21 protein-coding genes and 1 tRNA gene are annotated in these 23,572 nt (G+C 65.7%); 14 read left to right on the forward strand and 8 right to left on the reverse strand.

Annotation, left to right across the window (positions count from 1 at the left end):
* Nucleotides 1–110: 110 nt before the first annotated feature.
* Nucleotides 111–1,214, reverse strand: a complete 1,104-nt coding sequence (locus KHP16_RS03350; protein WP_109581799.1) for an aromatic ring-hydroxylating oxygenase subunit alpha — start codon at nt 1,212–1,214, stop codon at nt 111–113.
* A gap of 392 nt (nt 1,215–1,606) precedes the next feature.
* On the opposite strand from KHP16_RS03350, the gene KHP16_RS03355 reads away from it, so the two are divergent.
* The 4 genes from KHP16_RS03355 to folE2 all read left to right on the forward strand — a co-directional run bounded on the left by KHP16_RS03355 (nt 1,607) and on the right by folE2 (nt 5,726).
* Nucleotides 1,607–1,930, forward strand: coding sequence for an exodeoxyribonuclease VII small subunit (locus tag KHP16_RS03355; RefSeq protein ID WP_109581798.1), 324 nt, complete (start codon nt 1,607–1,609; stop codon nt 1,928–1,930).
* Entirely contained in the window at nt 1,927–2,811 is an 885-nt protein-coding gene (locus tag KHP16_RS03360) for a polyprenyl synthetase family protein (protein WP_109581797.1), read from the forward strand. The genes KHP16_RS03355 and KHP16_RS03360 overlap by 4 nt, the downstream gene beginning before the upstream one ends.
* A gap of 60 nt (nt 2,812–2,871) precedes the next feature.
* The gene (gene dxs / locus KHP16_RS03365; protein ID WP_109581796.1) at nt 2,872–4,791 is read left to right on the forward strand and encodes a 1-deoxy-D-xylulose-5-phosphate synthase; all 1,920 of its coding nucleotides are present in this window, start codon (nt 2,872–2,874) and stop codon (nt 4,789–4,791) included.
* A gap of 131 nt (nt 4,792–4,922) precedes the next feature.
* Nucleotides 4,923–5,726: a GTP cyclohydrolase FolE2 gene (folE2, locus tag KHP16_RS03370; protein ID WP_109581795.1), complete on the forward strand. Its 804-nt coding sequence runs from the start codon at nt 4,923–4,925 to the stop codon at nt 5,724–5,726.
* A gap of 44 nt (nt 5,727–5,770) precedes the next feature.
* On the opposite strand, the gene tsaD is transcribed toward folE2, so the two are convergent.
* The gene (tsaD, locus tag KHP16_RS03375; RefSeq protein WP_109581794.1) at nt 5,771–6,799 is read right to left on the reverse strand and encodes a tRNA (adenosine(37)-N6)-threonylcarbamoyltransferase complex transferase subunit TsaD; all 1,029 of its coding nucleotides are present in this window, start codon (nt 6,797–6,799) and stop codon (nt 5,771–5,773) included.
* Between the two features lie 148 nt (nt 6,800–6,947).
* On the opposite strand from tsaD, the gene KHP16_RS03380 reads away from it, so the two are divergent.
* From KHP16_RS03380 to KHP16_RS03405, 6 genes are all read left to right on the forward strand, one after another.
* Nucleotides 6,948–8,189, forward strand: coding sequence for a BaiN/RdsA family NAD(P)/FAD-dependent oxidoreductase (locus KHP16_RS03380; protein ID WP_109581793.1), 1,242 nt, complete (start codon nt 6,948–6,950; stop codon nt 8,187–8,189).
* Between the two features lie 122 nt (nt 8,190–8,311).
* Nucleotides 8,312–8,524 (forward strand): 30S ribosomal protein S21, encoded by a 213-nt coding sequence (gene rpsU / locus KHP16_RS03385; RefSeq protein ID WP_109581792.1) that lies wholly within the window; start codon nt 8,312–8,314, stop codon nt 8,522–8,524.
* A 94-nt stretch (nt 8,525–8,618) separates the two neighbouring features.
* Nucleotides 8,619–9,068: a GatB/YqeY domain-containing protein gene (locus tag KHP16_RS03390; RefSeq protein ID WP_211959571.1), complete on the forward strand. Its 450-nt coding sequence runs from the start codon at nt 8,619–8,621 to the stop codon at nt 9,066–9,068.
* A 250-nt stretch (nt 9,069–9,318) separates the two neighbouring features.
* Nucleotides 9,319–11,157: a DNA primase gene (dnaG, locus tag KHP16_RS03395; RefSeq protein ID WP_211959572.1), complete on the forward strand. Its 1,839-nt coding sequence runs from the start codon at nt 9,319–9,321 to the stop codon at nt 11,155–11,157.
* A 203-nt stretch (nt 11,158–11,360) separates the two neighbouring features.
* Nucleotides 11,361–13,928, forward strand: coding sequence for an RNA polymerase sigma factor RpoD (gene rpoD, locus KHP16_RS03400; protein WP_218891765.1), 2,568 nt, complete (start codon nt 11,361–11,363; stop codon nt 13,926–13,928).
* Nucleotides 13,929–13,938: 10 nt separating this feature from the next.
* Nucleotides 13,939–14,017 (forward strand) — tRNA-Ile (locus KHP16_RS03405).
* A gap of 54 nt (nt 14,018–14,071) precedes the next feature.
* On the opposite strand, the gene KHP16_RS03410 is transcribed toward KHP16_RS03405, so the two are convergent.
* On the reverse strand, nt 14,072–14,875 hold the full coding sequence (locus KHP16_RS03410) for a formate/nitrite transporter family protein (protein WP_109581788.1): 804 nt from the start codon (nt 14,873–14,875) through the stop codon (nt 14,072–14,074).
* Nucleotides 14,876–15,158: 283 nt separating this feature from the next.
* Here KHP16_RS03410 and KHP16_RS03415 point away from each other — a divergent pair, with 283 nt between their 5' ends.
* From KHP16_RS03415 to KHP16_RS03425, 3 genes are all read left to right on the forward strand, one after another.
* Nucleotides 15,159–15,716 carry a DUF3455 domain-containing protein gene (locus KHP16_RS03415; protein WP_109581787.1) on the forward strand — a complete coding sequence of 186 codons (558 nt, stop codon included), beginning with the start codon at nt 15,159–15,161 and terminating at the stop codon, nt 15,714–15,716.
* A 102-nt stretch (nt 15,717–15,818) separates the two neighbouring features.
* Entirely contained in the window at nt 15,819–16,442 is a 624-nt protein-coding gene (locus KHP16_RS03420) for a sigma-70 family RNA polymerase sigma factor (RefSeq protein ID WP_309136550.1), read from the forward strand.
* Complete coding sequence (locus KHP16_RS03425) at nt 16,439–17,263, forward strand: anti-sigma factor (RefSeq protein ID WP_211959573.1); 825 nt, start codon at nt 16,439–16,441, stop codon at nt 17,261–17,263. The genes KHP16_RS03420 and KHP16_RS03425 overlap by 4 nt, the downstream gene beginning before the upstream one ends.
* Nucleotides 17,264–17,287: 24 nt before the next feature.
* Here KHP16_RS03425 and KHP16_RS03430 read toward each other — a convergent pair whose 3' ends face one another.
* The 5 genes from KHP16_RS03430 to KHP16_RS03450 form a co-directional block, all read right to left on the reverse strand.
* Nucleotides 17,288–18,016, reverse strand: coding sequence for a GntR family transcriptional regulator (locus KHP16_RS03430; protein WP_109581785.1), 729 nt, complete (start codon nt 18,014–18,016; stop codon nt 17,288–17,290).
* A 42-nt stretch (nt 18,017–18,058) separates the two neighbouring features.
* Nucleotides 18,059–18,880 carry an ABC transporter ATP-binding protein gene (locus tag KHP16_RS03435; protein WP_109581784.1) on the reverse strand — a complete coding sequence of 274 codons (822 nt, stop codon included), beginning with the start codon at nt 18,878–18,880 and terminating at the stop codon, nt 18,059–18,061.
* 3 nt (nt 18,881–18,883) lie between these two features.
* Nucleotides 18,884–19,741, reverse strand: coding sequence for an ABC transporter permease (locus KHP16_RS03440; protein WP_109581783.1), 858 nt, complete (start codon nt 19,739–19,741; stop codon nt 18,884–18,886).
* 5 nt (nt 19,742–19,746) lie between these two features.
* A complete protein-coding gene (locus tag KHP16_RS03445) occupies nt 19,747–20,742 on the reverse strand; it encodes an ABC transporter substrate-binding protein (RefSeq protein WP_109581782.1) in 996 nt (331 codons plus the stop codon).
* Between the two features lie 296 nt (nt 20,743–21,038).
* Entirely contained in the window at nt 21,039–21,992 is a 954-nt protein-coding gene (locus tag KHP16_RS03450; RefSeq protein ID WP_211959574.1) for a LysR family transcriptional regulator, read from the reverse strand.
* A gap of 114 nt (nt 21,993–22,106) precedes the next feature.
* Here KHP16_RS03450 and KHP16_RS03455 point away from each other — a divergent pair, with 114 nt between their 5' ends.
* Nucleotides 22,107–23,459 carry a D-serine ammonia-lyase gene (locus KHP16_RS03455; RefSeq protein WP_211959575.1) on the forward strand — a complete coding sequence of 451 codons (1,353 nt, stop codon included), beginning with the start codon at nt 22,107–22,109 and terminating at the stop codon, nt 23,457–23,459.
* Nucleotides 23,460–23,572 lie beyond the last annotated feature (113 nt).

Consider the following 23,572-nt stretch of genomic DNA (forward strand, 5'->3'; position numbering starts at 1 on the left):
GGGGAGGCAAGTGGAGGCGGGGCAGCGCGTGATTGTAACAGCGCATGCCCCGGCTTCAGCCGGTGATCAACGAAGAAGCAGCGAAGAAGTAGCGAAGGCGCGGCGGAAAATCAGCCGGTATATTGCATCGCGCGGCGATACCACTCGTGGAAATGCTGCATGCCGTCTTCCATCGGCGACTGGTACGGGCCTGTTTCGCTCACGCCGCGCTTCATCAGCGCCGCGCGGCCGGCATCCATGCGCTCGGCGATCTCGTCGTCCTCGATGCACGTTTCCATGTACGCGGCGCGCTCCGCCTCGACGAACTCGCGCTCGAAGAGGGCGATTTCCTCGGGGTAGTAGAATTCCACCACGTTGCGCGTCTTGCGCGGACCTAGCGGATGCAGCGACGAGACGACCAGCACGTTCGGATACCACTCGACCATGATGTTCGGGTAATACGTCAGCCAGATCGCGCCGTGCTTGGGCAGCTTGCCGTTGTTGAACTGCAACACCGCGTCGTGCCACTTCTGGTACGTCGCGCTCCCCGGCCGCTTGAGCCCCGCATGCAGGCCCACGGTCTGCACGCTATGCCACTCGCCGAACTCCCACTTGAGGTCGTCGCACGAGACGAAGCTGCCAAGGCCGGGGTGGAACGGCACGACATGGTAGTCCTCGAGGTAGACCTCGATGAACGTCTTCCAGTTGTAGTCGCACTCGTGGACCTCGACGTGGTCGAGCATGTACCCGTCGAAGTTCAGGTCCTCGGCCACGCCCATGCGCGCGAGGTCGGCGCGCACGTCGCGTTCGCCCTCGAACAGCAGGCCGTTCCAGTTCTGGAGCGGCGAGCGGTTCAGGTGGACGCAGGGCTGTTCCGTGAAATGCGGCGCGCCCAGCAGTTCGCCCTTGAGGTCGTACGTCCAGCGGTGGAGCGGGCAGACGATATTCTTCGTGTTGCCGCGGCCGTTGAGCATGATGGCCTGGCGATGCCGGCACACGTTGGACAGCAGTTCGACGCCGCCCGCGTTGCGCACGAGCATGCGGCCCTCGTCCTCGGCGCGCAGCGTATGGAAGTCGCCGACCTCGGGAACCATCAGCGTGTGGCCGACGTACCCGGGGCCCTTCCTGAACAGCAGATCCAGTTCTTGTTGATGCAGCGCCTCGTCGAAGTAGACGTCTACGGGCAGCTGCGAATCAGCCGGCGCCAGCTTGAGCGCGGTGCTGAGATTGGACATTATCCCCACTCCCTAATAACAGGCGAAAGCAGTGAACAACCCAACCATCGAAATATGAAAATCGATTTGGGAAACAGGTAGCAAACAGCGTCAGACGCCAACCGGCGCAGGGGGTTCCCTGGCGAAACCGCGAGCCGCCGGGGTGGGCTGACGAACCCGGGATTGTACCCAAGGGCAAAAAATTAAGGGACTGATTTTTCTAACTTTTTAGCGAAAATGTCGACCCGGGTCGTCATTTTGTGCCCTCCGGGGCGCATTCCCCAAAAGACGACCCGAACGCACAAGTCACTTCCATGACGGCATCTGCTGTACTCGTCACACGCGTGCGCGTGACGCAGCGAATATGGCCCGGTTTGGCGTAGAATCCTCGCTTCCCCTGATCAAGGCCTCTCATGCCAAGAACGACGACCGCTCCGGTCCAGCCCGACGAGACGCGCGGCAATGCGTCCACCGACGCCACGCCGGCGACCGCTCCCGCCTCGTACGAAGCCGCCATGGCCGAGCTCGAGACGCTGGTCGCCAGCATGGAGTCCGGCGAACTGCCGCTCGAGGCGTCCCTCACGGCGTACCGCCGGGGCGCCGAGCTCGTGCGGTACTGCCAGCAGCAGCTGGAGCGCGTCGAACAGCAGGTGCGTGTCCTGGAAGGCGAGGCGCTGAAGCCGCTCGCCGCCGACACGCGCGGCGATAACAATGGCGGCGGGGCAGACTTCGAATGACCGATTTTGCAAGCTGGATGCGGGCGCAGGGCGCCCGGACCGAGGCTGCCCTCGACGCGGCGCTTCCCACCACGGACACAATTCCACACACCTTGCATGAAGCCATGCGCTATGCTGTCCTCGGCGGCGGCAAGCGTGTGCGCCCTCTGCTGGTCCACGCCGCGGGCGAGGTGACCGGCGCCACGCCGGAGGCCTGCGATGCGGCGGCCTGCGGGGTGGAGATGATCCACGCTTACTCGCTGGTCCACGACGACATGCCCTGCATGGACGACGACGACCTGCGCCGCGGACGTCCGACGGTCCACAAGGCCTACGACGAAGCCACCGCGCTGCTGGTGGGCGACGCGCTGCAGACGCAGGCGTTCCTGGTGCTGACGCGGGCGCAGATGCTGTCCGCGGAAGCGCGCATGACGCTGGTGGCCGAACTTGCCATCGCGTCGGGCTCGGTCGGCATGGCCGGCGGCCAGGCGATCGACCTGCAGAATGTCGGTCTCGCGATGTCGCGCGAGGCGCTGGAAGGCATGCATCGGATGAAGACCGGGGCCCTGCTGCGCGCGAGCGTGCGCATGGGAGCGTTGTGCGGAAACATCGATACGGCCGGTCTGGCCGCGCTGGACCGCTATGCGGCCGCAACGGGATTGGCGTTCCAGGTGGTTGACGATATCCTCGACGTCACCGCGGATACCGCCACGCTGGGCAAGACCGCGGGCAAGGATGCCGCGAACGACAAACCGACCTATGTGTCGCTGATGGGACTCGACGCCGCGCGCGAGCTGGCCGAACAGCTGCGCACCACCGCCCACGAAGCGCTGGAAGGCTTCGGCGCACGTGCCGGGCGGCTCGCTGAACTGGCCGACCTGATCGTGCTGCGCCAGAACTGAGTCGCTATTACTGAAGAACAACAAGCCGGACGCGAAGAATCCGGCGGCCGAACGGACATCATGACCTACGCACTGCTCAACAAGATTGACGACCCCGCAGACCTGCGCAAGCTGGACCGACGCCAGCTGAACACGCTGGCCGAAGAACTCCGCGCCTACGTGCTCGAATCGGTCTCCCAGACCGGCGGTCACCTGTCGTCAAACCTCGGCACGGTGGAACTAACCATCGCGCTGCACTACGTGTTCCAGACGCCGTCGGACCGCGTGGTATGGGACGTGGGCCATCAGAGCTATCCGCACAAGATCCTGACGGGCCGCCGCGACCGCATGCACTCGCTGCGCCAGTGGGGCGGTATCTCGGGTTTTCCGCGCCGCAGCGAAAGCGAGTACGACACGTTCGGCACCGCCCACTCGTCGACGTCGATCTCCGCCGCGCTCGGCATGGCGATGGGCGCGCGCACGAAGGGTGAGGATCGCGTCGCCATCGCCGTGATCGGCGACGGCGCGATGACCGCCGGCATGGCCTTCGAGGCCATGAACAACGCGGGCGTGTACAAGGACGTGCCGCTCGTGGTCGTGCTCAACGACAACGACATGTCGATCTCGCCGCCGGTGGGCGCGCTCAACCGCCACCTGGCGCGCCTGATGAGCGGCCAGTTCTACGCGGCCACGAAGAAGGGCATCGAGAAGGTGCTGTCGGTGGCGCCGCCCGTGCTCGAGTTCGCCAAGCGCCTGGAAGAACATGCCAAGGGCATGGTCGTGCCGGCCACGCTGTTCGAGGAATTCGGCTTCGACTACATCGGCCCGATCGACGGTCACGACCTCGAATCGCTGGTGCCGACCATGCAGAACATCCGTCAGCGCGCGCTGGAGGGCCATGGGCCGCAGTTCCTGCACGTGGTGACCAAGAAAGGCCAGGGCTACAAGCTCGCAGAGGCCGATCCGATCCTGTACCACGGCCCGGGCAAGTTCAATCCGGCCGAGGGTATCCGTCCGTCGGGCAAGCCGTCGCGCAAGACCTACACGCAGGTGTTCGGCGACTGGCTCTGCGACATGGCCGCCGCCGACAAGCGCCTGATCGGCGTGACCCCCGCGATGCGCGAGGGTTCGGGCATGGTCGAGTTCGAGAAGCGCTTCCCCGACCGTTACTACGACGTGGGTATCGCCGAGCAGCACGCGGTGACGTTCGCGGGCGGCCTGGCCTGCGAAGGCCTCAAGCCCGTGGTTGCGATCTACTCGACATTCCTGCAGCGCGGCTATGACCAGCTGATCCACGACGTGGCCCTGCAGAACCTGCCCGTGGTGTTCGCGCTGGACCGCGCCGGTCTGGTGGGCGCCGATGGCGCGACGCACGCGGGCGCGTACGACATTCCGTTCCTGCGCTGCATTCCGAACATGATGGTGATGACGCCGTCCGACGAGAACGAGTGCCGTCAGCTGCTGACGACCGCGTTCGAGCAGGACGCGCCGACCGCCGTGCGGTATCCGCGCGGCGCCGGTGTGGGCGCGGCCATCTCCGCCGAACTCACGTCGCTGCCGGTGGGCAAGGGTATCGTCCGCCGCGAAGGCAATGCGCGCGCGGGCCAGCGCGTGGCATTCCTGGGTTTCGGCTCGATGGTGCATCCCGCGCTGGGCGCGGCGGAAGCGCTCGACGCGACCGTGGCCGACATGCGCTTCGTCAAGCCGCTGGACGTGGAGCTGGTGAAGTCGCTCGCCGCGAATCACGACTTCCTCGTGACCGTGGAAGAGGGCGCGACGATGGGCGGCGCCGGGGGCGCGGTGCTCGAAGCACTGGCGGACGCCGGTATCGAGATGCCGGTGCTCGTGCTGGGCCTGCCGGACAAGTTCGTCGATCACGGCGATCCGGCGTTCCTGCTGTCGCAGTGCGGTCTGGACGCCGCCGGCATCGAGCGTTCGGTGCGCGAGCGCTTCTCGATCGGCCAGTCGTCGTCGATCAAGGTGGCGACCCGCGTCGCCTGAGTCGCCCGAGTCGCCTCAGGCTGTTTCGTTTTGCAGTACCGGCGAGCCCGCACACCCCGTGCGGGCTTTGTCTTTCTCGTTGCGCGGTGTCGTTGGACTGCAAAACGCCGCGACCGTAAAGGAAAACCCAGATGAATGACATCAATCCCGCCTTCGTCATGCCCGACGTGCAATCGAGCCTGGATACGCGCCAGATTCCGATCGAGCGCGTGGGGGTGCGTGGCGTCCGCTATCCGCTGTCGGTGAAGACGCCGAACGGCGTGGTGGCCACGGTCGGCACATTCGATCTCGATGTGCGGCTGCCGGCGGACCAGAAGGGGACCCATATGTCGCGTTTCGTCGCGCTGCTCGAGGAAGGTCAGGCCCCGCTCGACCTCGCCGCTTTCCGCGCGATGATGGATACCATGCTGGCTCGGCTCGAGGCCGATGCCGGCCGCATCTCGGTGCGCTTCCCGTACTTCATCTCGAAGACAGCGCCGGTGTCCGGCGTGCAGTCGCTGATGGATTACGAGGTCACGCTCACCGCCGAGGCGCGCGACGGCCAGACACGGGTATTCCTGACGGCCCTGGTGCCAGTGACGAGCCTGTGCCCGTGCTCGAAGAAGATCTCGCAGTACGGCGCGCACAACCAGCGCTCGCATATCACGATGAAGGTCGAACTCGCGGCGGAGTTGCCGGTGGAGGCGCTGGTGCGCATGGCGGAGGAAGAAGCGTCATGCGAACTGTGGGGCCTGCTCAAGCGCCCCGACGAGAAGTACGTCACGGAGCGTGCGTACGAAAACCCGAAGTTCGTGGAAGATCTCGTGCGTGACATCGCCATGCGCCTGAACGCGGACGACCGCATCGTGGCCTACACGCTCGAAGCCGAGAACTTCGAGTCGATCCACAACCACAGCGCGTATGCGCTGATCGAGCGCGACAAGCGCGGCGGGTGATTGGGTTTTCTCCACTCTCCCTCGGGGGAGAGGGCCCACCTTGTTCAGCCCGGCAACCTGATATCCGAAAGATCCCACCGCGGCGTCACGCCATAGTCGTAGTCGTGACGCCCGAGCTGGGGCGCGGCCTGCAGCCGCATCGCGCCGGCAAACGCGATCATCGCGCCATTGTCCGTGCAAAAGGCGAGATCCGGGTAATAGACCTGCGCCCGCCGCGCCGCGGCCATCTGGTTCAGCCGCTCGCGCAACTGCCGGTTCGCCCCCACACCCCCCGCAACGACCAGCCGCTTGTGCCCCGTCTGCTTCAACGCGGCCATCGACTTCGCCGCGAGCACATCCACGATCGCATCGACGAACGCGCGCGCCAGGTTCGCGCGGTCCTGCTCGCAGGCGTTGCCAAGCTTGCGCGTCTGCGTCAGCACCGCCGTCTTCAACCCCGCGAACGAGAAATCGAGATTGCCGGAATGCAGCATCGGCCGCGGCAGGTCGAACGCGCCGGGCACCCCGAACTCCGCGAGCCGCGACACTTCCGGCCCGCCGGGATAACCAAGCCCGAGCAGCTTGGCGGTCTTGTCGAACGCCTCGCCCGCCGCGTCGTCAAGCGTCTCCCCAAGCAGCGTGTAGTCGCCCACACCCTTGACCTCCATCAACTGCGTATGGCCACCGGAGACCAGCAACGCGACGAACGGAAACGGCGGCGGCGCATCGGTCAGCAGCGGCGACAGCAGATGGCCCTCGAGATGATGCACGCCGACCATCGGCACGCCCAGCGCAAAGCCCAGCGCATTGGCCACCGAGGCCCCGACGAGCAGCGCGCCCGCGAGCCCCGGCCCCTGGGTGAAGGCGATGGCGTCGATATCGGCCCGCGTGCGGCCCGCATCGTCGAGCGTCTGTCGCAGCAGCGGCAGCACCCGGCGGATATGATCGCGCGACGCGAGTTCGGGCACGACGCCGCCATAGTCGCGATGCATCGCGATCTGCGAGTGCAATGCGTGGGAGAGCAGGCCCGCCTCGGTGTCATAGAGGGCGAGGCCGGTTTCGTCACACGAGGATTCGATGCCGAGCACGAGCATGGGAAGAGCGCCGGAAAACAGACCGCGCCGGCAGGATAGGGCCGGTGCGCAGGGATAAATCGGGAAGGGCAGCAGGGTAGCACACCGGCGGCGGCCATGCTGGCCGCGTCCGACGCTACAATCTGCGCTTTCCTAAAGCAGGGTAGCAATGAGTTCAGGGACGACGAACCGGTTCGACGTGGCGGTGCTGGGCGCGGGCGCGGCGGGCATGATGTGCGCCGCGGTTGCCGGCCAGCGCGGCGCGCGGGTGGTGCTGGTCGACCATGCCACGCGCATCGCCGAAAAGATCCGGATCTCCGGCGGCGGCCGCTGCAACTTCACGAACCTGCAGGCGGGACCCGCCAACTACCTGTCCTCGAACCCGCATTTCAGCCGCTCCGCGCTGGCCCGCTACACGCCGCAGGACTTCCTCGCGCTCATGCGCCGCTATGACATCGGCTGGCACGAAAAGCACCGCGGCCAGCTGTTCTGCAACGAGAGCGCGGAAGACGTCATCCGCATGCTGCGCGCGGAATGCGACGCCGGCGGCGTGACATGGCGCACGGGGTGCGGCATCGAGGAGGTCCGCCGGGAGGGCGACGATTACCTGCTGGTCACGACGCAGGGCACGCTCCGCGCGGGCGCGCTCGTGGTCGCGACGGGCGGGCTGTCGATCCCGAAGATCGGCGCCACCGACCTCGGTTACCGCATCGCTCGCCAGTTCGGCCTCAAGATCGTCGACACGCGCCCCGCGCTCGTGCCGCTGACGTTCGACGGGCAGGCGTGGCAGCCCTTCGTGCCGCTGGCCGGCGTATCGATGGAAGTGGACATTGCCACGGGCAGCGGCAAGACGGCCGGTGCGTTCAAGGAGGACCTGCTGTGGACGCACCGCGGCCTGTCGGGCCCGGCCGTGCTGCAGATCTCCAGCTTCTGGCGGCCGGGCGCGCCGATCGACATCGACCTGTTCGACGGTGAGGACGCCGCCGACTGGCTGATCGGCCATAAGCGCGGCAGCCGCAAACATCTGGCGAACCTGCTGGCCGAGCGCCTCCCCTCGCGGCTGGCCGACGCATGGTGCGCGGCCGCCGGCCTGCCTGGCGCGCAGTCCGTGGCGGACCTGCCCGACAAGGCCCTGCGTCAACTCGGCGCCGCGCTCAACCGCTGGCAACTCGTGCCGTCCGGGACCGAGGGCTATCGCAAGGCGGAAGTCACGATCGGCGGCGTGGACACGCGGGGACTGTCATCGACCACGATGATGGCGCGCGACGTGCCCGGGCTCTACTTCATCGGCGAGGTCGTGGACGTCACGGGCTGGCTCGGCGGGTACAACTTCCAGTGGGCCTGGGCGTCGGCGGTGGCCGCCGGCGAGGCCGCCTCGGAGGCGACTGTTGCGTCGCTGGCACGCCAATAGCCAGGGGCCGGCATGCGCGTGCGCCGTCACAGGGCTTGCGCTACAATCGGCGCTCGTAAAAACCGCCGGCTTCGCCGCTCGCTGTATTTATCGGACCCTCGCCGGACTTAACTTTTGGCCAAATGACTACCATTCGCCTCAAGGAAAATGAACCGTTCGAAGTTGCGATGCGCCGCTTCAAGCGGACCATCGAGAAGACGGGCCTGATTACCGAACTGCGCGCGCGGGAGTTTTACGAGAAGCCGACGGCCGAGCGCAAGCGCAAGAAGGCGGCTGCCGAGAAGCGCCACTACAAGCGCATCCGCAGCCAGATGCTGCCGAAAAAGCTGTACTGATCGCCCGTTTCGCGGCAGCATCAGGGACCCGCTCATTGAGGACCCGCCTGGAGTCAGGCTCCGGCGGGTTTTTGCATTTTTCCGGAATTCTGCCATGTCTCTCAAAGTACAGATCAATGATGATATGAAGGCTGCCATGCGCGCCCGTGAAACGGACCGTCTCGGCACGATCCGTCTGCTGCTGGCCGCCATCAAGCAGCGCGAGGTGGATGAACGTATCGAACTCGACGACGCAGCCGTGACGGCGGTCGTCGAGAAGCTGATCAAGCAGCGCAAGGATTCGATCTCGCAGTTCGAAGCCGCCGGACGCCAGGATCTCGCGGACAAGGAAAAGGCAGAAGTCGTCGTGCTGCAGGTCTATATGCCCGCCGCGATGTCAGACGCCGAAGTGGCCGCGGAAGTGCAGAAGGCCGTGAGCGAAACTGGGGCCGCGGGTCCGCAGGACATGGGCAAGGTCATGGCCGTGCTGAAGGGCCGTCTGGCTGGCCGCGCCGACATGACTGCCGTCTCGGGTCTGGTGAAGGCGGCGCTGGCCCCGAAGTAAATTTTATGCAGTCGTCGCAGTGGTTTTGGCTTGAATAGTCAGCATGCTTATCGAAATACGGATTGAGTTCGCAGAAGTTGCGGGCGGATGCTGAGTTTGTCGGGCGGACCGTTGCCTGTGCACTACAATCGTTTGCATGAATGAAACACCGTGACCCGGGCGATGTCCGGGTCGCGTGCCTTCTACACCTAATTCCAATAAATGGCCGCCGGGTCTCCCGGCCGGTCAAGCCATCAGGACGGTCAGTCGGGTGATTCCGCAATCCTTTATTCAGGACCTGCTCAACCGTGTCGACATTGTCGATGTGGTGGGCAAGTATGTGCAGCTGAAGAAGGGCGGTGCCAACTTCATGGGCCTCTGCCCGTTCCATAACGAGAAGTCGCCGTCTTTCACGGTGTCGCCGACCAAGCAGTTCTATCACTGCTTCGGCTGCGGCGCGCATGGCTCCGCCATCGGCTTCCTGATGGAATACTCCGGGCAGTCCTACCCCGACGCGGTGCGGGAGCTCGCCCAGTCGGTGGGTCTTTCCGTTCCGGAAGAGCGCGACCGCCTGCCGCCCGCGCAGCGCGCGGAGCAGCAGGCGCGTTCGGTGGCCCTGTCCGACGCCATGACGCGCGCGACCGAGTTTTACCGGCGCCAGCTGCGTGGCGCCCAGAACGCGGTGCAGTACCTCAAGGGACGCGGCCTCACGGGCGAGATCGCCGCGCATTTCGGTCTGGGCTACGCCCCGGACGACTGGCAGGGACTGGAAGCCGTTTTCGGCAGTTTCCGCGACGATGCCATCGCGGCGCCGCTCGTCGAGGCCGGTTTGCTGATCGAGAGCGCCGACAAGCGCGATGCGGACGGCAAGCCCCGCCGGTACGACCGCTTTCGGGACCGCATCATGTTTCCGATCCGCAATACCAAGGGCGCGGTCATTGGATTTGGCGGCCGTGTCATCGGGCAAGGCGAGCCAAAATATCTGAATTCCCCCGAAACGCCGCTCTTCAGCAAGGGAACGGAGCTTTACGGCCTGTTCGAGGCGCGTCATGCGATTCGGGAAACCGGCTACGTTCTGGTGGTCGAAGGCTATATGGACGTGGTGGCCCTGGCGCAGTTGGGTTTCGCCAACGCTGTCGCGACGCTCGGCACGGCCTGCACGCCGGTCCATGTGCAGAAGCTGCTGCGCCAGACCGATGCGGTGGTGTTCTCGTTCGACGGCGACGCCGCCGGCCGGCGTGCCGCCCGGCGCGCGCTTGAGGCGTGTCTGCCTCACGTGGCGGACAACAAGACCATCCGTTTCCTGTTCCTGCCGGCCGAGCACGATCCCGACAGCTATGTGCGGGAACAGGGGACGGATGCCTTTGCGGCCCAGGTGCGCGACGCCATGCCGCTGTCGCGCTTCCTGCTGCAGGTGGCGACGGAAGAGCAGGACCTGCGCCAGCCGGAAGGCCGCGCGCGGGCGCAGTTCGAGGCCAAGCCGATGCTCCAGGCGATGCCGGCTGGCGGCCTGCGGCTACAGATCGTGCGCGAACTTGCCGATGCCACAGGGACGACACCGGCGGAGATTGAGGCGATATGCGGGCTTGGCAGCGATGCGTCGCGGGTCGGTCGCTACGCGGCCCCCCGTCCGCGCGCGCGGCGTCAGGCCCCCACGGCGCTTGAGCAGCGCGTGGTGCAGCTGCTGATGACCTATCCCTCGCTGGCGGCGCGGCTCGATGCGGACGCGCGGGCATTGCTGCTCGATGGGGAACGGCCCGAGTCGGAGGTGCTCGCGCATCTGGTGGAGGCGTGCGAGGCGATAGAAGGGCCCGCGAACTTTGCGGCGTTCGGCGAGCAACTGGCGCAGTCGCCGTATGCCGAGGTGTATGCGGCCGCACGGACGGCAGTGCTGCGCGAGGATATCGAAGAGGAGCCGGCGACACTGGAATTCGACGGCGCCATCCACAAGTTATTGGCAGAGCCGCTGAAACGAGAGCTCGACACCCTGCAGGCGGCGGTCATCGCCGGTACGGCCGACGAAGCGGACAAGGCCCGATTCCGCTGGCTCGTGAGCGAGGTCCAGCAGCGCCGGCAGGTCGGATACAGGGGTCCTCAGGGAAGCGATTGAGGGGGCGATGAGGTAACGAGGAAGCGGCAAGAGCGGCCGGCAGCGGCCAGAAGACAAGCCCCGGGCCCCGGTTTGTCATGCTTAAGCCTTGATTTTTCAGGTGAAAACCATACCTGACAGGAAGCCGGGGAGTAGCGACGTGCTACAATGCCCGGTTTGGATTGCGAAATCTCTCTCCAGTTCTGGCGAAAGTGAGCGTGCCAATGGCAAAGGCCAAAGCAACCGATGTGACTCCGAGCCCATCTGGCGACGAGTCCACCAAAGCTCCCCCTACCGGGAGCGGCAAGGCGTCCGTGAAAGCAACGGCGGCGAAGACTTCGACCGCGACAGTCAGGACGACACAGGCCCGGTCTGCGCCATCTAAGTCCGTGCGTGGTGCTTCTGCACCCGACGAGACCACTTCCGCCAGGAATCGCAAATCCGAAAGTAACAAGCCCTCGACTTCGGCACGCGAGAGCGGCAGCGCCAATACTAGCGGCAGAACCGCCGCTGCATCAGTGAAAGGCAAGAGTATCACCGTGGCGAAACAGCAGAATACCGAAGTCGAGAGCAAGCGTGCGGCCAGCGCCAGCACGCGGACAGGCACCGCCCGTAGTGGCGAGGCCGCCGCGGCGCCCAAGGCTCGTGCCGCGACACCCGCACCCGCTGCATCGGAACGTCCTTCCGCGCCGGCCGTCAAGCCGGAGCCGAAGAAGCGTGGCCGGAAACCCAAGGCCGCCGAAGCGCAGCAAGACGACAGCACTATTGAAGACGTGACTGAAGAGTTTGAAAACGATACGCCCGCGGTGACACCGACCGCGGCGCCCAAGACGGAAAAGCAGAAGGCCAAGGACCGCAAGGCCAAGGAAAAGGCCCTGCTGAAGGAGTTCGCCTCGACCCAGCAGGGGACCGAGGAAGAACTCGAGCTCCGTCGCCAGAAGCTCAAGGCGCTGATCAAGCTGGGCAAGTCGCGCGGCTACCTGACCTACGCGGAAATCAACGATCACCTGCCGGACGACATGGTCGATTCGGAAACGATCGACACGCTGGTCGCGACGCTGAACGACATCGGTATCGCCGTCTACGAACAGGCGCCGGATGCCGAAACGCTCCTGCTCAACGACAACGCGCCGTCCGCCACGAGCGAGGAAGAAGCCGAAGAGGAAGCGGAAGCCGCCCTCTCGACGGTCGACTCCGAGTTTGGCCGTACCACCGACCCGGTCCGCATGTACATGCGCGAAATGGGTACCGTGGAACTGCTGACGCGCGAAGGTGAAATCGAGATCGCCAAGCGGATCGAAGCGGGCCTCAAGGACATGGTCATGGCCATTTCCGCTTGCCCGGTCACGATCTCTGAAATCCTGGCCTACGCGGACCGCGTGCGCAACGACGAGATCAAGATCGACGAGTTCGTCGATGGCCTGATCGACCCGAACGCCGAGGAAGTGCAGGAGTCGGCCGCGAACGCTGCTTCGGCCGCCGAGGACGAGGACATCGAGGCTGATGAAGACGCCGACGGCGACGAGGACGAAGACGACGACAGCGGTGCTGGCGGCGGTGCCTCCGCGCGCCAGCTCGAAGAGCTCAAGGTTGCCGCGCTCGAGAAGTTCCACGCGATTGCCGACCAGTTCGACAAGATGCGTCGTGCGTTCGAGAAGGAAGGCTACAAGTCGAAGCCTTACGTGAAGGCGCAGGAAGCCATCCAGTCCGAACTGATGGGCATCCGCTTTACCGCGCGTAACGTCGAGCGTCTGTGCGACACGCTGCGTGGCCAGGTGGACGAGGTGCGCAAGCTGGAACGCGCGATCCTGAACATCGTGGTCGACAAGTGCGGCATGCCGCGTTCGGAATTCGTGCAGCGCTTCCCCGGCAACGAGACGAACCTGGACTGGATCCAGACCATCGTCGCGGACAACAAGGGCTACAGCCAGATCGTCGAGCGCAACGTGCCGGCCGTGCACGAACTGCAGCAGAAGCTGATCGACCTGCAGGCCCGCGTGGTGCTGCCGCTGAAGGAACTGAAGGACGTCAACCGCAAGATGTCGGAAGGCGAGAAGCGCGCGCGTGAAGCCAAGCGCGAGATGACCGAGGCCAACCTGCGTCTCGTGATCTCGATCGCCAAGAAGTACACGAACCGCGGCCTGCAGTTCCTCGACCTGATTCAGGAAGGCAATATCGGCCTGATGAAGGCGGTGGACAAGTTCGAATACCGTCGCGGCTACAAGTTCTCCACGTACGCCACGTGGTGGATTCGTCAGGCCATCACGCGTTCGATCGCCGATCAGGCGCGCACCATCCGTATTCCGGTGCACATGATCGAAACGATCAACAAGATGAACCGCATCTCGCGTCAGATCCTGCAGGAAACCGGCAACGAGCCGGATCCGGCAACGCTGGCCGAGAAGATGGAGATGCCGGAAGACAAGATCCGCAAGATCATGAAGATCGCGAAGGAACCGATCTCCATGGAAACGCCGATCGGTGACGACGACGACTCCCATCTGGGCGACTTCATCGAGGACACCAACACGCTGGCCCCAGCCGAGGCCGCGCTGCATGGTTCCATGCGCGATGTCGTAAAGGACGTGCTCGACTCGCTGACGCCGCGCGAAGCCAAGGTGCTGCGCATGCGCTTCGGCATCGAAATGAGCACGGACCACACGCTGGAAGAAGTCGGCAAGCAGTTCGACGTCACGCGTGAACGGATCCGCCAGATCGAAGCCAAGGCGCTGCGCAAACTGCGCCACCCGAGCCGCTCCGACAAGCTGAAGAGCTTCCTGGAAGGCAACTAAGCCCTTCCAAGGGCCTCTAGCTCATGCCTGGTTAGAGCAGCGGACTCATAATCCGTTGGTGCCGTGTTCGACTCACGGGAGGCCCACCAACCTTTGCAGCAAGCCAATGGGGCTACGAGACATCGTAGCCCCATTTTTTTGCGTCAACGCACCACGGGCTTGCCGGTGGGCTTGGGGTGGGGTTTGCCGTCGTTTTGCTGAGCCCAGTAGCCGAATGCCATGAACACGCTGCCGCCGACGAGGTTGCCCAGCGTGACGAAGACCAGGTTGTGGATCGCGCCGGCAAGGGTGATGGTGTCCGGGTGCGGACCCAGCAGGGCCAGCGAGAAGACGAACATGTTCGCGACGCTGTGTTCGAAGCCGCCGGCCACGAACGCGAAGATGGGCCAGAAGATCATCGCCAGCTTCGTGCTGTCGCTGTTTGTCCTTGCCACCATCCAGACCGCGAGGCAGACCAGCCAGTTGCAAAGCACGCCCTTGGCGAACAGTTCGAGCGGAGCGCCGCTCATCTTGGCGTGGGCGACCTTGAAGAACAGGTCCGCGCCGTCGGTCAGCATGACGCCGCCGCCGGCGGCGTGGATGAGGGCGGCCAGTACGGTGGCGCCGATCAGGTTGCCGACCCAGCTCATCGACCAGACCGTGACGGTGCCGCGGAAGTCGGTGGTGCCGCGCAGGTTGGCGAGCGGCATGACCATGGCGGTGGAGGTGAACAGTTCCGCGCCGGCGAAGATGACGATGGTCAGGGCGGACGCGAAGACCGCGCCCGCGATCAGCCGGGCATAGGCGGGATCGACGTGCGAGGACACGGAGAACATCAGAATGTCGCCGAAGCCGATATAGGCGCCGGCCATCATGGCGCCGATGAAATAGGCGAACGGTGCCAGCCGGGCCTTGGACGCCTTGTGGGCGCCGGTCTCGGCAAGCTGCTGGATGGTGTCTTGATACATGGCGAGGAGGGGAAGTGACAGGGGGCGTGGCTTCCGGCAGCGCGCTGCGTGAGCCGCATGTGGGTCATCATAGTCCCGGCGAGTACGGGAAAACCCTCTGATTCCCGCCCGCGCGCACTGTACCCTTCGCGCGCGCTTCTCTTTGTGCCCCCTGCGTTGGTGCATCGCCGCGAATGCGAAACGAATTTATTTTTCGCACGCTGCATCCGAATGGCCCGCTCGTGTGTAGAGCTAGTGCAACCGATGGTTGCGACAGCCAACATCACCTCGAGGGAGCTTCGTCATGAAACGATTGCTGTTGCTTACCGTCCTGGGTTCCGCGGCGCTGGCCGCGTGTTCGACGAACAAGCCCATGATGACCAGTGCAACCGTCCAGCCCAACGCCGTGGCGGAACCGATCCGCGTGCCGGCGGGACATTCGATGGTCATGCAGACCGTCGGCGCGGGGCAACTGCTGTACGAGTGCAAACTGAAGGCGAACACCACGGACGTGCATGAATGGACGTTCGTGGGACCGACGGCGACGCTGATGGATCGTAGCGGAAAGACTGTCGGCAAATACTATGGCCCCCCGGCCACCTGGGAATCCCTCGATGGGTCGAAAGTCACCGCCACGCAGGTCGCCGTCTCTCCCGCCGGCGCCGGCAATATTCCTCACCAACTGGTGAAGGCCAATCCCGCGCAGGGAAGCGGAAGCATGTCCGGTGTCACGTATATCCAGCGCGTGGCGACCAAGGGTGGCGCGGCGCCGAGCACACCGTGCTCAGGCGCCAATGCCGGCGCGAAGCAGACGGTCGAGTATCAGGCCGACTATCTGTTCTGGAAGGCCGCAACATCGTAATGGCGGGCGTGCGTCAAACGCCTGTTGGCGCGATATGATCGTTGGCAGATCCGATCCGGGGCATCCGCCCCGGGGCGTTCGCGTTGCGCGGGAGGCGCTGTCTTGAACGATTCCATGTCGGCCATGCAGGATGAGTTCGTCCGGGACGTCTTCGTCAGGGACGTATTCGTGAAGGACGTATTCGACTACGCGGGCGCGATCGCGGGCTGCGCCGCGCGCGACGCCGAAGCGTTGCGGCGGCTCTACGATCATGCGTCGCCGTATCTGCTCGGTGTCGCGCTACGTATCGTGCGCGACCGCCAGACCGCGGAAGATGTCCTGCACGATGCATTCGTGAAAATCTGGACGGCCGCGGGCACCTATGACGGTGCCCGCGGGGCCGCGCGCGGCTGGTTGTTCAGCATCGTCCGGCATGAAGCGCTGAACGTCGTGCGCGGCCGCCTGCGGCTGGTGACGCCGGACGAGGACGCGGCGGAGGCCATCGATGCCGAGGTGTCACTGGCCGCCTCGGCCGGGCGAGCCGATGCGGGCGAGACCCGGGTGCTGATGGGCCGGCTGAACGATTGCCTCGACCACCTTGACGAGCCGCGGCGCAACAGCCTGATGTTCGCGTACCTCGACGGCTGTTCTCATAGTGAAATCGCGGCACGTCTGGGCGCGCCGCTCGGCAGCGTCAAGGCGTGGATTCGCCGGGGGCTGCAATCGTTGAGGGAGTGCATGCAATGAGTGCCGGCACGCCGAACTCCGACGCCGACGACCGTGGCGGCGATGATCGCGGTGACGACGTCGATCGCCTCGCGGGCGAGTATGTGCTGGGCACGTTGTCAGACGCGAGCCGGCAGGGCGTGGCGCGCCGCATGGCCACCGACGCGCATCTGGCTGCGCGCGTGCAGGCCTGGGAGGCGAGGCTGCATCCAATGACCGCGCTCGTGGAGCCCGTGCAGCCCGATGCGGCCACATGGCCCCGGATTGCCGAAAGCGTGGCGGCGGATGTTGCGGAGCGTGTTTCTGAAACGGGGGAACGGATTGGAGCCACGGGCATCGCCGACCGTGGCCAACGCGTGCCACCGCCAGTGCGTGCCGACCGGGGGAGGCCGCGCTGGTGGGAGGCACTATCGGTATGGCGGGGCATGGCGCTCGGCGCGTCCGCCTGCGCGGTGGTGCTTGCGGTGCTGTTAGGACGGCAGCTGTTGCTGCCGCCGCCCGCGCCGCGCTATGTGGTCGTGCTCGCGGAGCCGCGCGACAAGACCCCGGGCTGGCTCATTCAGGCCAGCACCGCGCGCAATATCACGCTGATCCCGCTCGGCGCGCAGGCCGCACCGCCCGATCGCGCGCTGCAGTTCTGGACCAAGGCCGACGACTGGACGGGCCCGGTGTCGCTCGGTCTCGTGCAACCGGGGCAGCGCGTGGAAATTCCGTTCGACAAGCTGCCGGCCTTGCAGCCGAACCAGCTGTTCGAGATCACGCTCGAGCCCGCGACGGGCTCACCGATCGGCAAGCCGACGGGGCCGATTCTCTATATCGGACGTGCGTTGAAGGTGAGCTAGTCGCTGAGCTGATCGCCCCCCCGCCTACTCGTTGCCGTGCGCGCGGCTCTTCGCCAGATACACCTCGTGCAGCGTGATCTTGCGCACTTCCGACTGGCTCGTGCCAATGTGCGTGCGCAGCAGGCGCGTGGCCTCGTCGGTGCGATGGGCGAGAATCGCGCGCAGGATGGCGCCGTGCTCGTCGTAGGTGGCATCCACGCGCGCCTGACGCGTGAAGTCGAGCCGGCGCACGATGCGGATGCGTTCGGTGACCTCGCGGTGCACGCGCGCCATCTCGGTATTGCCCGCAACGTCGAGTAATGCGCAATGGAACGCTTCGTCGAGTTCGCCGACGTGGGCAAGGTCCGATAAACGTTCCTCGGGGGCGACGAGCCAGATCCCGGCCAGCTCGGCGAGCGCGGCGTCCATGGTCTCGCGGTCCATCGTGCAGACGCGGCGCACTGCCTCCGTCTCCAGCAGCATGCGTAACTCGTAAAGTTCGTCGAGCTTGCTGAAGTCGAAGGGCAGCACGCGCCAGCCCGCGCGAAAGCTCACGTCGACGAACCCTTCCTGCTTGAGGCGGAACAGCGCCTGCCGGACCGGCGTGCGCGACACGTGCAGGCGTTCGCAGACCTCCGCTTCGGTGAAGCGGTCGCCGGGAATCAGGCGGAAGTCCGCGATATCCCGCTTGAGCAGGGCGTAGACGCTGTCCGCCCGCGAGGTGCGTACATCGTCCGGCAGCACGCGATCGTCGGTCAGTGTGACGTCGGTCATGATTGACTCGGTGAATGTCGCATCAGTGTACGCCGATTGTCTTCAACGTCTGACCTCGCGCTGGAAGATCTCCAGGCTCTGCCGCTTGGCCGCGACGAAGCTCGCCTGCGACAGCGTGTCCACGGTGCGCGGACGCGCGTCGGTGTAGTCGAGGATTTCCGCGACGCGCGTGGGACGCTTGGTCAGCAGCAGGATCTGGTCGGCGAGGTACACCGCTTCTTCCAGGTCGTGAGAGACGAGCAGCATCGTGGTGCCGGTCTGCATGAAGACTTCCTGCAGCTTCTCGCGAATGAACAGCGTCATCTCGAAGTCCAGCGCGGAGAACGGTTCGTCGAGGAACAGCACCTCCGGACGCGGCGCGAGCGCGCGCATGATCGAAGCCGTCTGCTGCTGGCCGCCCGAGAGTTCGTACGGATAGCGATGCAGGTCGAACTTGACGTCGAACGACGCCACGAGTTCCGCCACGCGGCGATCGACCTCGGCCTTGCTGCGGCCTTCGAGCAGCAGCGGGTACGCGATATTGTCGATCGTGCGCATCCACGGGAACATCGCCTCACGATAGTTCTGGAACACGTAGCCAATGCGTGTGTCCTTGAGCGACTTGCCGTCGAACAGGATCTCCCCGCGATCGATCGGGATGAGGCCCGCGATCATATTGATCAGCGTGCTCTTGCCGCACCCGTTGGGCCCGAACACGGAAACGATCTTGCCCTTGGGAATGTCCAGATCGAAGTTCTCGTACAGCGGCCAACCGGCGAAGTACTTGGTCAGGCCGCGAATCGTGATGTGCGTGCCCGGCGGGCCGGGGCGAAACACCGGCGGCGGAACGTCGGCATGACGGGCGGGCGTGATGACTGCATTCATGATTTACCTTCCGCTCCAGTGGACGATGCGTCGTTCGATCAGCATGAACGCGATGTTGAGGACGTAGCCGAGCGCGCCGGCCGCGAGGATGGCCGCATACATGGTCTTGACGTTGAGCACCTGCTGCGCGTCGATGATTGCGTGGCCGAGGCCGTTCTCGGAGCCGATGAACATCTCGGCGACGATCACGATCACGAGCGCCATCGACACGGCGGAGCGCAGGCCGACGAAGCTCGGCTGCAGACTCTCCCAGATGAGCACGTCGCGGAAGATGCGCCAGCGCGAGGCGCCCATCACGCGCGCGGCCATGACGCGCTGCTTGCGCGCGTTGATCACGCCGTACGCGCTGTTGAAGACGACGATCAGCACGGCGCCGAATGCGGCGATCGCGATCTTGTTGATATCGGTCACGCCGAAGATCAGCAGGAACAGCGGAATCAGCGCGGAGGAGGGCGTCGAGCGAAAAAAGTCGATCAGGAATTCGACGCTGCGGTATGCGCGCTCGTTGCTGCCGAGTAGCACGCCGAGTGGCATGCCGATGACGGCCGCGATCGCGAACGCCTGCAGCGTGCGCGACACCGTGACGAGGAAGTCCGTGAGCAGCGCGCCGCCGGCGAGGCCCGTGCCGAGCGCGATGAGCGTATCGATCGGGCTCGGCAGCAGGATCGCCTTGATCCAGCCGAGCCGCACGACGACGTCCCAGACGACGAACAGCGCGATGGGTCCCACGAACGGCAGCAGCCGCTCGGAGAAGGGACGTCGCGGCGCGGCGTCCTGCGAGGCGGGCGGCGCCCAGCCGCGCGCGGCCGGCGCGGCGGAGGCCGCGGCCGCGGGCGTTTCCGAAGGTGAGAGTTCGCGCATGACCGTTACCCCTTGTAGAGCATCGCGTTGACATCGACCTTGCGCGAGAAGATGCCCTTCTCGGAGAACAGGTCGTAGAACTTCTGGAAGTAGGCCGCGTCGCTGGCCTTGAATTCGTCGTAGAAGACGTAATCCGACATCGGCACCTCGGCGGTCAGGTCGCCCTCGATCGCGGTGTAGCCCTTGAGGTACGGGCGCGCTTCCGCCGGCGACTTCTTGACCAGCTCCACGCCGCGGCGATAGGCGGCCATGTATCGCATGGCGACGTCCTTGTTCTTGCCGATGAGCTCGGACGTGAGGCTCGCGGAGCCGCCATGCCACGGGGCCATCGGGTCGCCGAGGATATAACGCGCCACCACGCCTGCTTCGACCGTGCGCGTGAGGCCCTTGAGGCGGCCCACGGTGCCGGTCGGCTCCAGCGTGTAGACGCCGTCGATCTGACCGGCGGCCAGCGCCGCGACGTGCTGGCCGATCGGCAGTTCGGTCACGGTCATCTTGCCCGCGCCCGCGCGCTCCAGAATGGTCTTGGCGAGCGTGACGTTCTGCACGCCGGGGCCGCACGCGACGCGCTTGCCCTTGAGGTCGGCCACGGTCTTGATCGGGCTGTCCTTGGCGACGACGATCTCTTCGAGCACGTACTTGGCGTTGGTCGGGTTGGTGCAGAAGATCTTGAGCAGACCCGGCTGCGCGATCTCGCCCAGCGCCAGCGCGGCGGACGCGGTGCCGCTCGCGCTGCCGTCGCAGCGGCCCGAGAGGATGGCCTCGATGACCTGCTGCGCGCTTGCGAACTTGAGCGGCTCCACGTCGAGGCCCGCCTCCTTGAAGTAACCCTTCTCCACGGCCGCATAGAACGGCAGTCCCGATGCCACGGGCCAGAAGCCGATGCGCAGCTTGGACGCGCCCTGCGCGCGGACGATGGCCGGCGCCGCGAGGGTGGCGACGGCGGCGCCGGTGGCCTTGAGGACGCGGCGGCGGGTGGCGGAGACAGGCGACTTGGACATCGAAGCTTCCTTTATGTGTATGGGAGGAAATTCATTCTTGAATCCAAGATTCGCAAGGGGCGTGCCATCCGCGAGCCGGCGCGCGTGTCTTGTCGCTCGTCTCGGTGGGAAATCGTTGGCAGACAAGGGAAAGCGCGCGCACGCACGGCGAGTGAGGCCATCCGGGGGCATGGGGGCAAGATGGGGCGGCGCGTTGCGCGGGTCTTCCGGCTGCACGCTTGCGGCGCGCAAGCCCGAGTCGTCTGAGACATCGTGGTGCGCGCCACGCACCACGATGTCTCAGCGGAGCGGCGATGTCAGCCGACCTTCAGCACGCGGCGGCGGTTCGCGTGGAACGCCATGCCTTCCCGCACGAGCCACGCCTGCACCTCGGCGACCTGGCTCGCGTGGGCGTGCGTGCTGACGAAGTGATAGGACGCATCGCTGCGCGCATGGATGCCGAACAGATCCACGAGCCGGCCCGCCGCGATCTCTTCCAGCACGAGGGCGGTCCGGCCCATCGCCACGCCCTGACCCGCCAGCGCGGCGTTCACCGCGAGCTGCGACAGGTTGAAGCGTTGCCCCTGGCCGGTCGCGTCGTCGAGCTCCACGCCGGCGTGCCGCAGCCAGCATTGCCATTCGTCGAACTCGCCCGCGCCGTCCCACGGGCTCACGTCATGGAGCAGCATGCCCGCGCGCAGGCCCGAAGGGCTGCGCAGTTCGGGATGCGCGGCGAGATAGGCGGGGCTCGCCACGGGCAGCAGCCATTCCTCCAGAAACATCGTCGCGGCCAGTTCCTGATAGCCGCCCGGGTCGAAGCGGATGGCGGCCTCGGTGCCGTCCCGCGCCATGCGCGAGGGATCGAGCGCATGGAATTCGCCGTAGACGCGCAGGCCGACGTCTGGATGCTGGCGGAAAAAATGGCCCAGCCGCGGGGTGAGCCACACCATCGCGAACGACGGCGAGCAGGACAGCGACACCGCGCCGCGCTCGCGCGGACGCCGCAGCTGCGTGAGCGTGCCTTCTATCGCCTGGAACGACTCGCGGAGCACGAAGCGCAGCCGTTCGCCCTCGGGGGTCAGCACGAGCGCGCGCGGCGTGCGCAGGAACAGCGGCCGGTCGAGCCACTGTTCCAGTTGTTTTACCTGCTGGCTCACGGCGCCCTGCGTCACGCAGAGCTCGCCCGCGGCCTGCGTGAAGTTGCAGTGGCGCGCGGCTGCCTCAAAACAGCGCAGCCAGCCCAATAATGAGGCAGATAGGACGTTTGCCATTAGTCAGGCTAATACGTAGATCAGTACAAATGGTTTGTGAACCCGTGTCGTTGCGACAAGAATAGATCCATCGAACCCCGCCATTCGCTTGGCGCTGCTGACGGAAATTCCACAATGACAACAGAGACAATCTCGCAAGATCAAACGCTACTGGAGGATCTGCGCGCCGCGCGGCCGCTGCTGTGGACCAACCCCGCACGCAGCGATGCGGCGGAAGTGCAGACCGTCGTGGACGGGCGTGTCATTAGTCTAGCTGATTCCATCGAGGCGCAGGACCGCTTCCTGCGCTTTGCGCCGCTGCTCGCCCAGCTGTTCCCCGAACTGCGGGAAACCGGCGGTCGTATCGAGTCGGGTCTGCACCGTGTGCCGGCGATGCAGCGCGCGCTCGGTCTTGCACCCGCGCGGGGCGCGCTGTGGGTCAAGGCCGATCATGGCCTGCCCGTGGCGGGCTCGATCAAGGCGCGCGGCGGCATTCATGAAGTGCTCGAGTTCGCCGAATCGCTCGCCCTCGAGAACGGCCTGATCACGCGTGAGAGCGACTACGCGACGCTGGCGCAGGCGCCCGCGCGCGAACTGTTCGCGCGCTATGAGGTGGCCGTGGGTTCCACGGGCAACCTCGGCCTGAGCATCGGCGTGATGGCCGCCGCGCTGGGCTTCCGGGCGACGGTGCATATGTCGGCCGACGCCAAGGAATGGAAGAAGACGCGGCTCCGTGCGCGCGGTGTGAATGTGGTCGAGCACGAGGGCGACTATGCCGAGGCCGTCGCCGCGGGCCGGCGTCAGGCCGATCAGGACCCGTATTGCTACTTCGTCGATGACGAGCGTTCGCTGTCGCTGATGCTCGGCTACAGCGCGGCCGCGCTGCATCTGCGCGAGCAGTTCGATGCCGCCGGCATCGTTGTGGACGCCGATCATCCGCTGTTCGTGTATCTGCCTTGCGGCGTCGGTGGCGCCCCGGCAGGCATTGCCTTTGGGCTTCGACAGATCTACGGCGCGCATGTGCATGCGTTCTTCGCCGAGCCGACGCAGTCGCCATGTTTCCTGGTGGAGATGCTGTCGCCGGGCAAGTCGGTGTACGACTACGGCCTCGACAACCGGACCGAGGCGGACGGCCTCGCGGTGCCGCGCGCGTCCGAACTCGCGGCGGAAGTGATGGCGCCGATTCTCTCGGGCGATTACACCGTGGCCGACGACACGCTGTTCCTCGACCTGCACCGCCTGCGCGTGAGCGAAGGCATGCAGGTGGAACCGTCAGCGGCGGCGGGCTTCAGCGGTCCGCGCATGCTGACGGGGAGCGACGCGGGGCGCTCCTGGCTGGCGGACACTGGGCTCGCCGCGACGCTGCCGAACGCGACGCACCTCGTATGGACCACGGGCGGACTGTTCGTGCCGCCCGAGGCTTATGCGGCGTTTGCGGAACGCGGCGCCGCCATTGCGGCGGCGGCCGATGACGATTTGGCGCGCTGAGGCAAGTCCTCGCGCGGACATTCAGTACTTCCCAAGAAACTTGCATCACCTTTGCGGAGCATCACCATGACTCGTATCACCTCCTCTTCGGGCTTTGCCCTCCTTGCCCGTGC

The sequence above is a fragment of the Cupriavidus plantarum genome (genome assembly GCF_905397285.1).
GTDB lineage: Bacteria > Pseudomonadota > Gammaproteobacteria > Burkholderiales > Burkholderiaceae > Cupriavidus > Cupriavidus plantarum.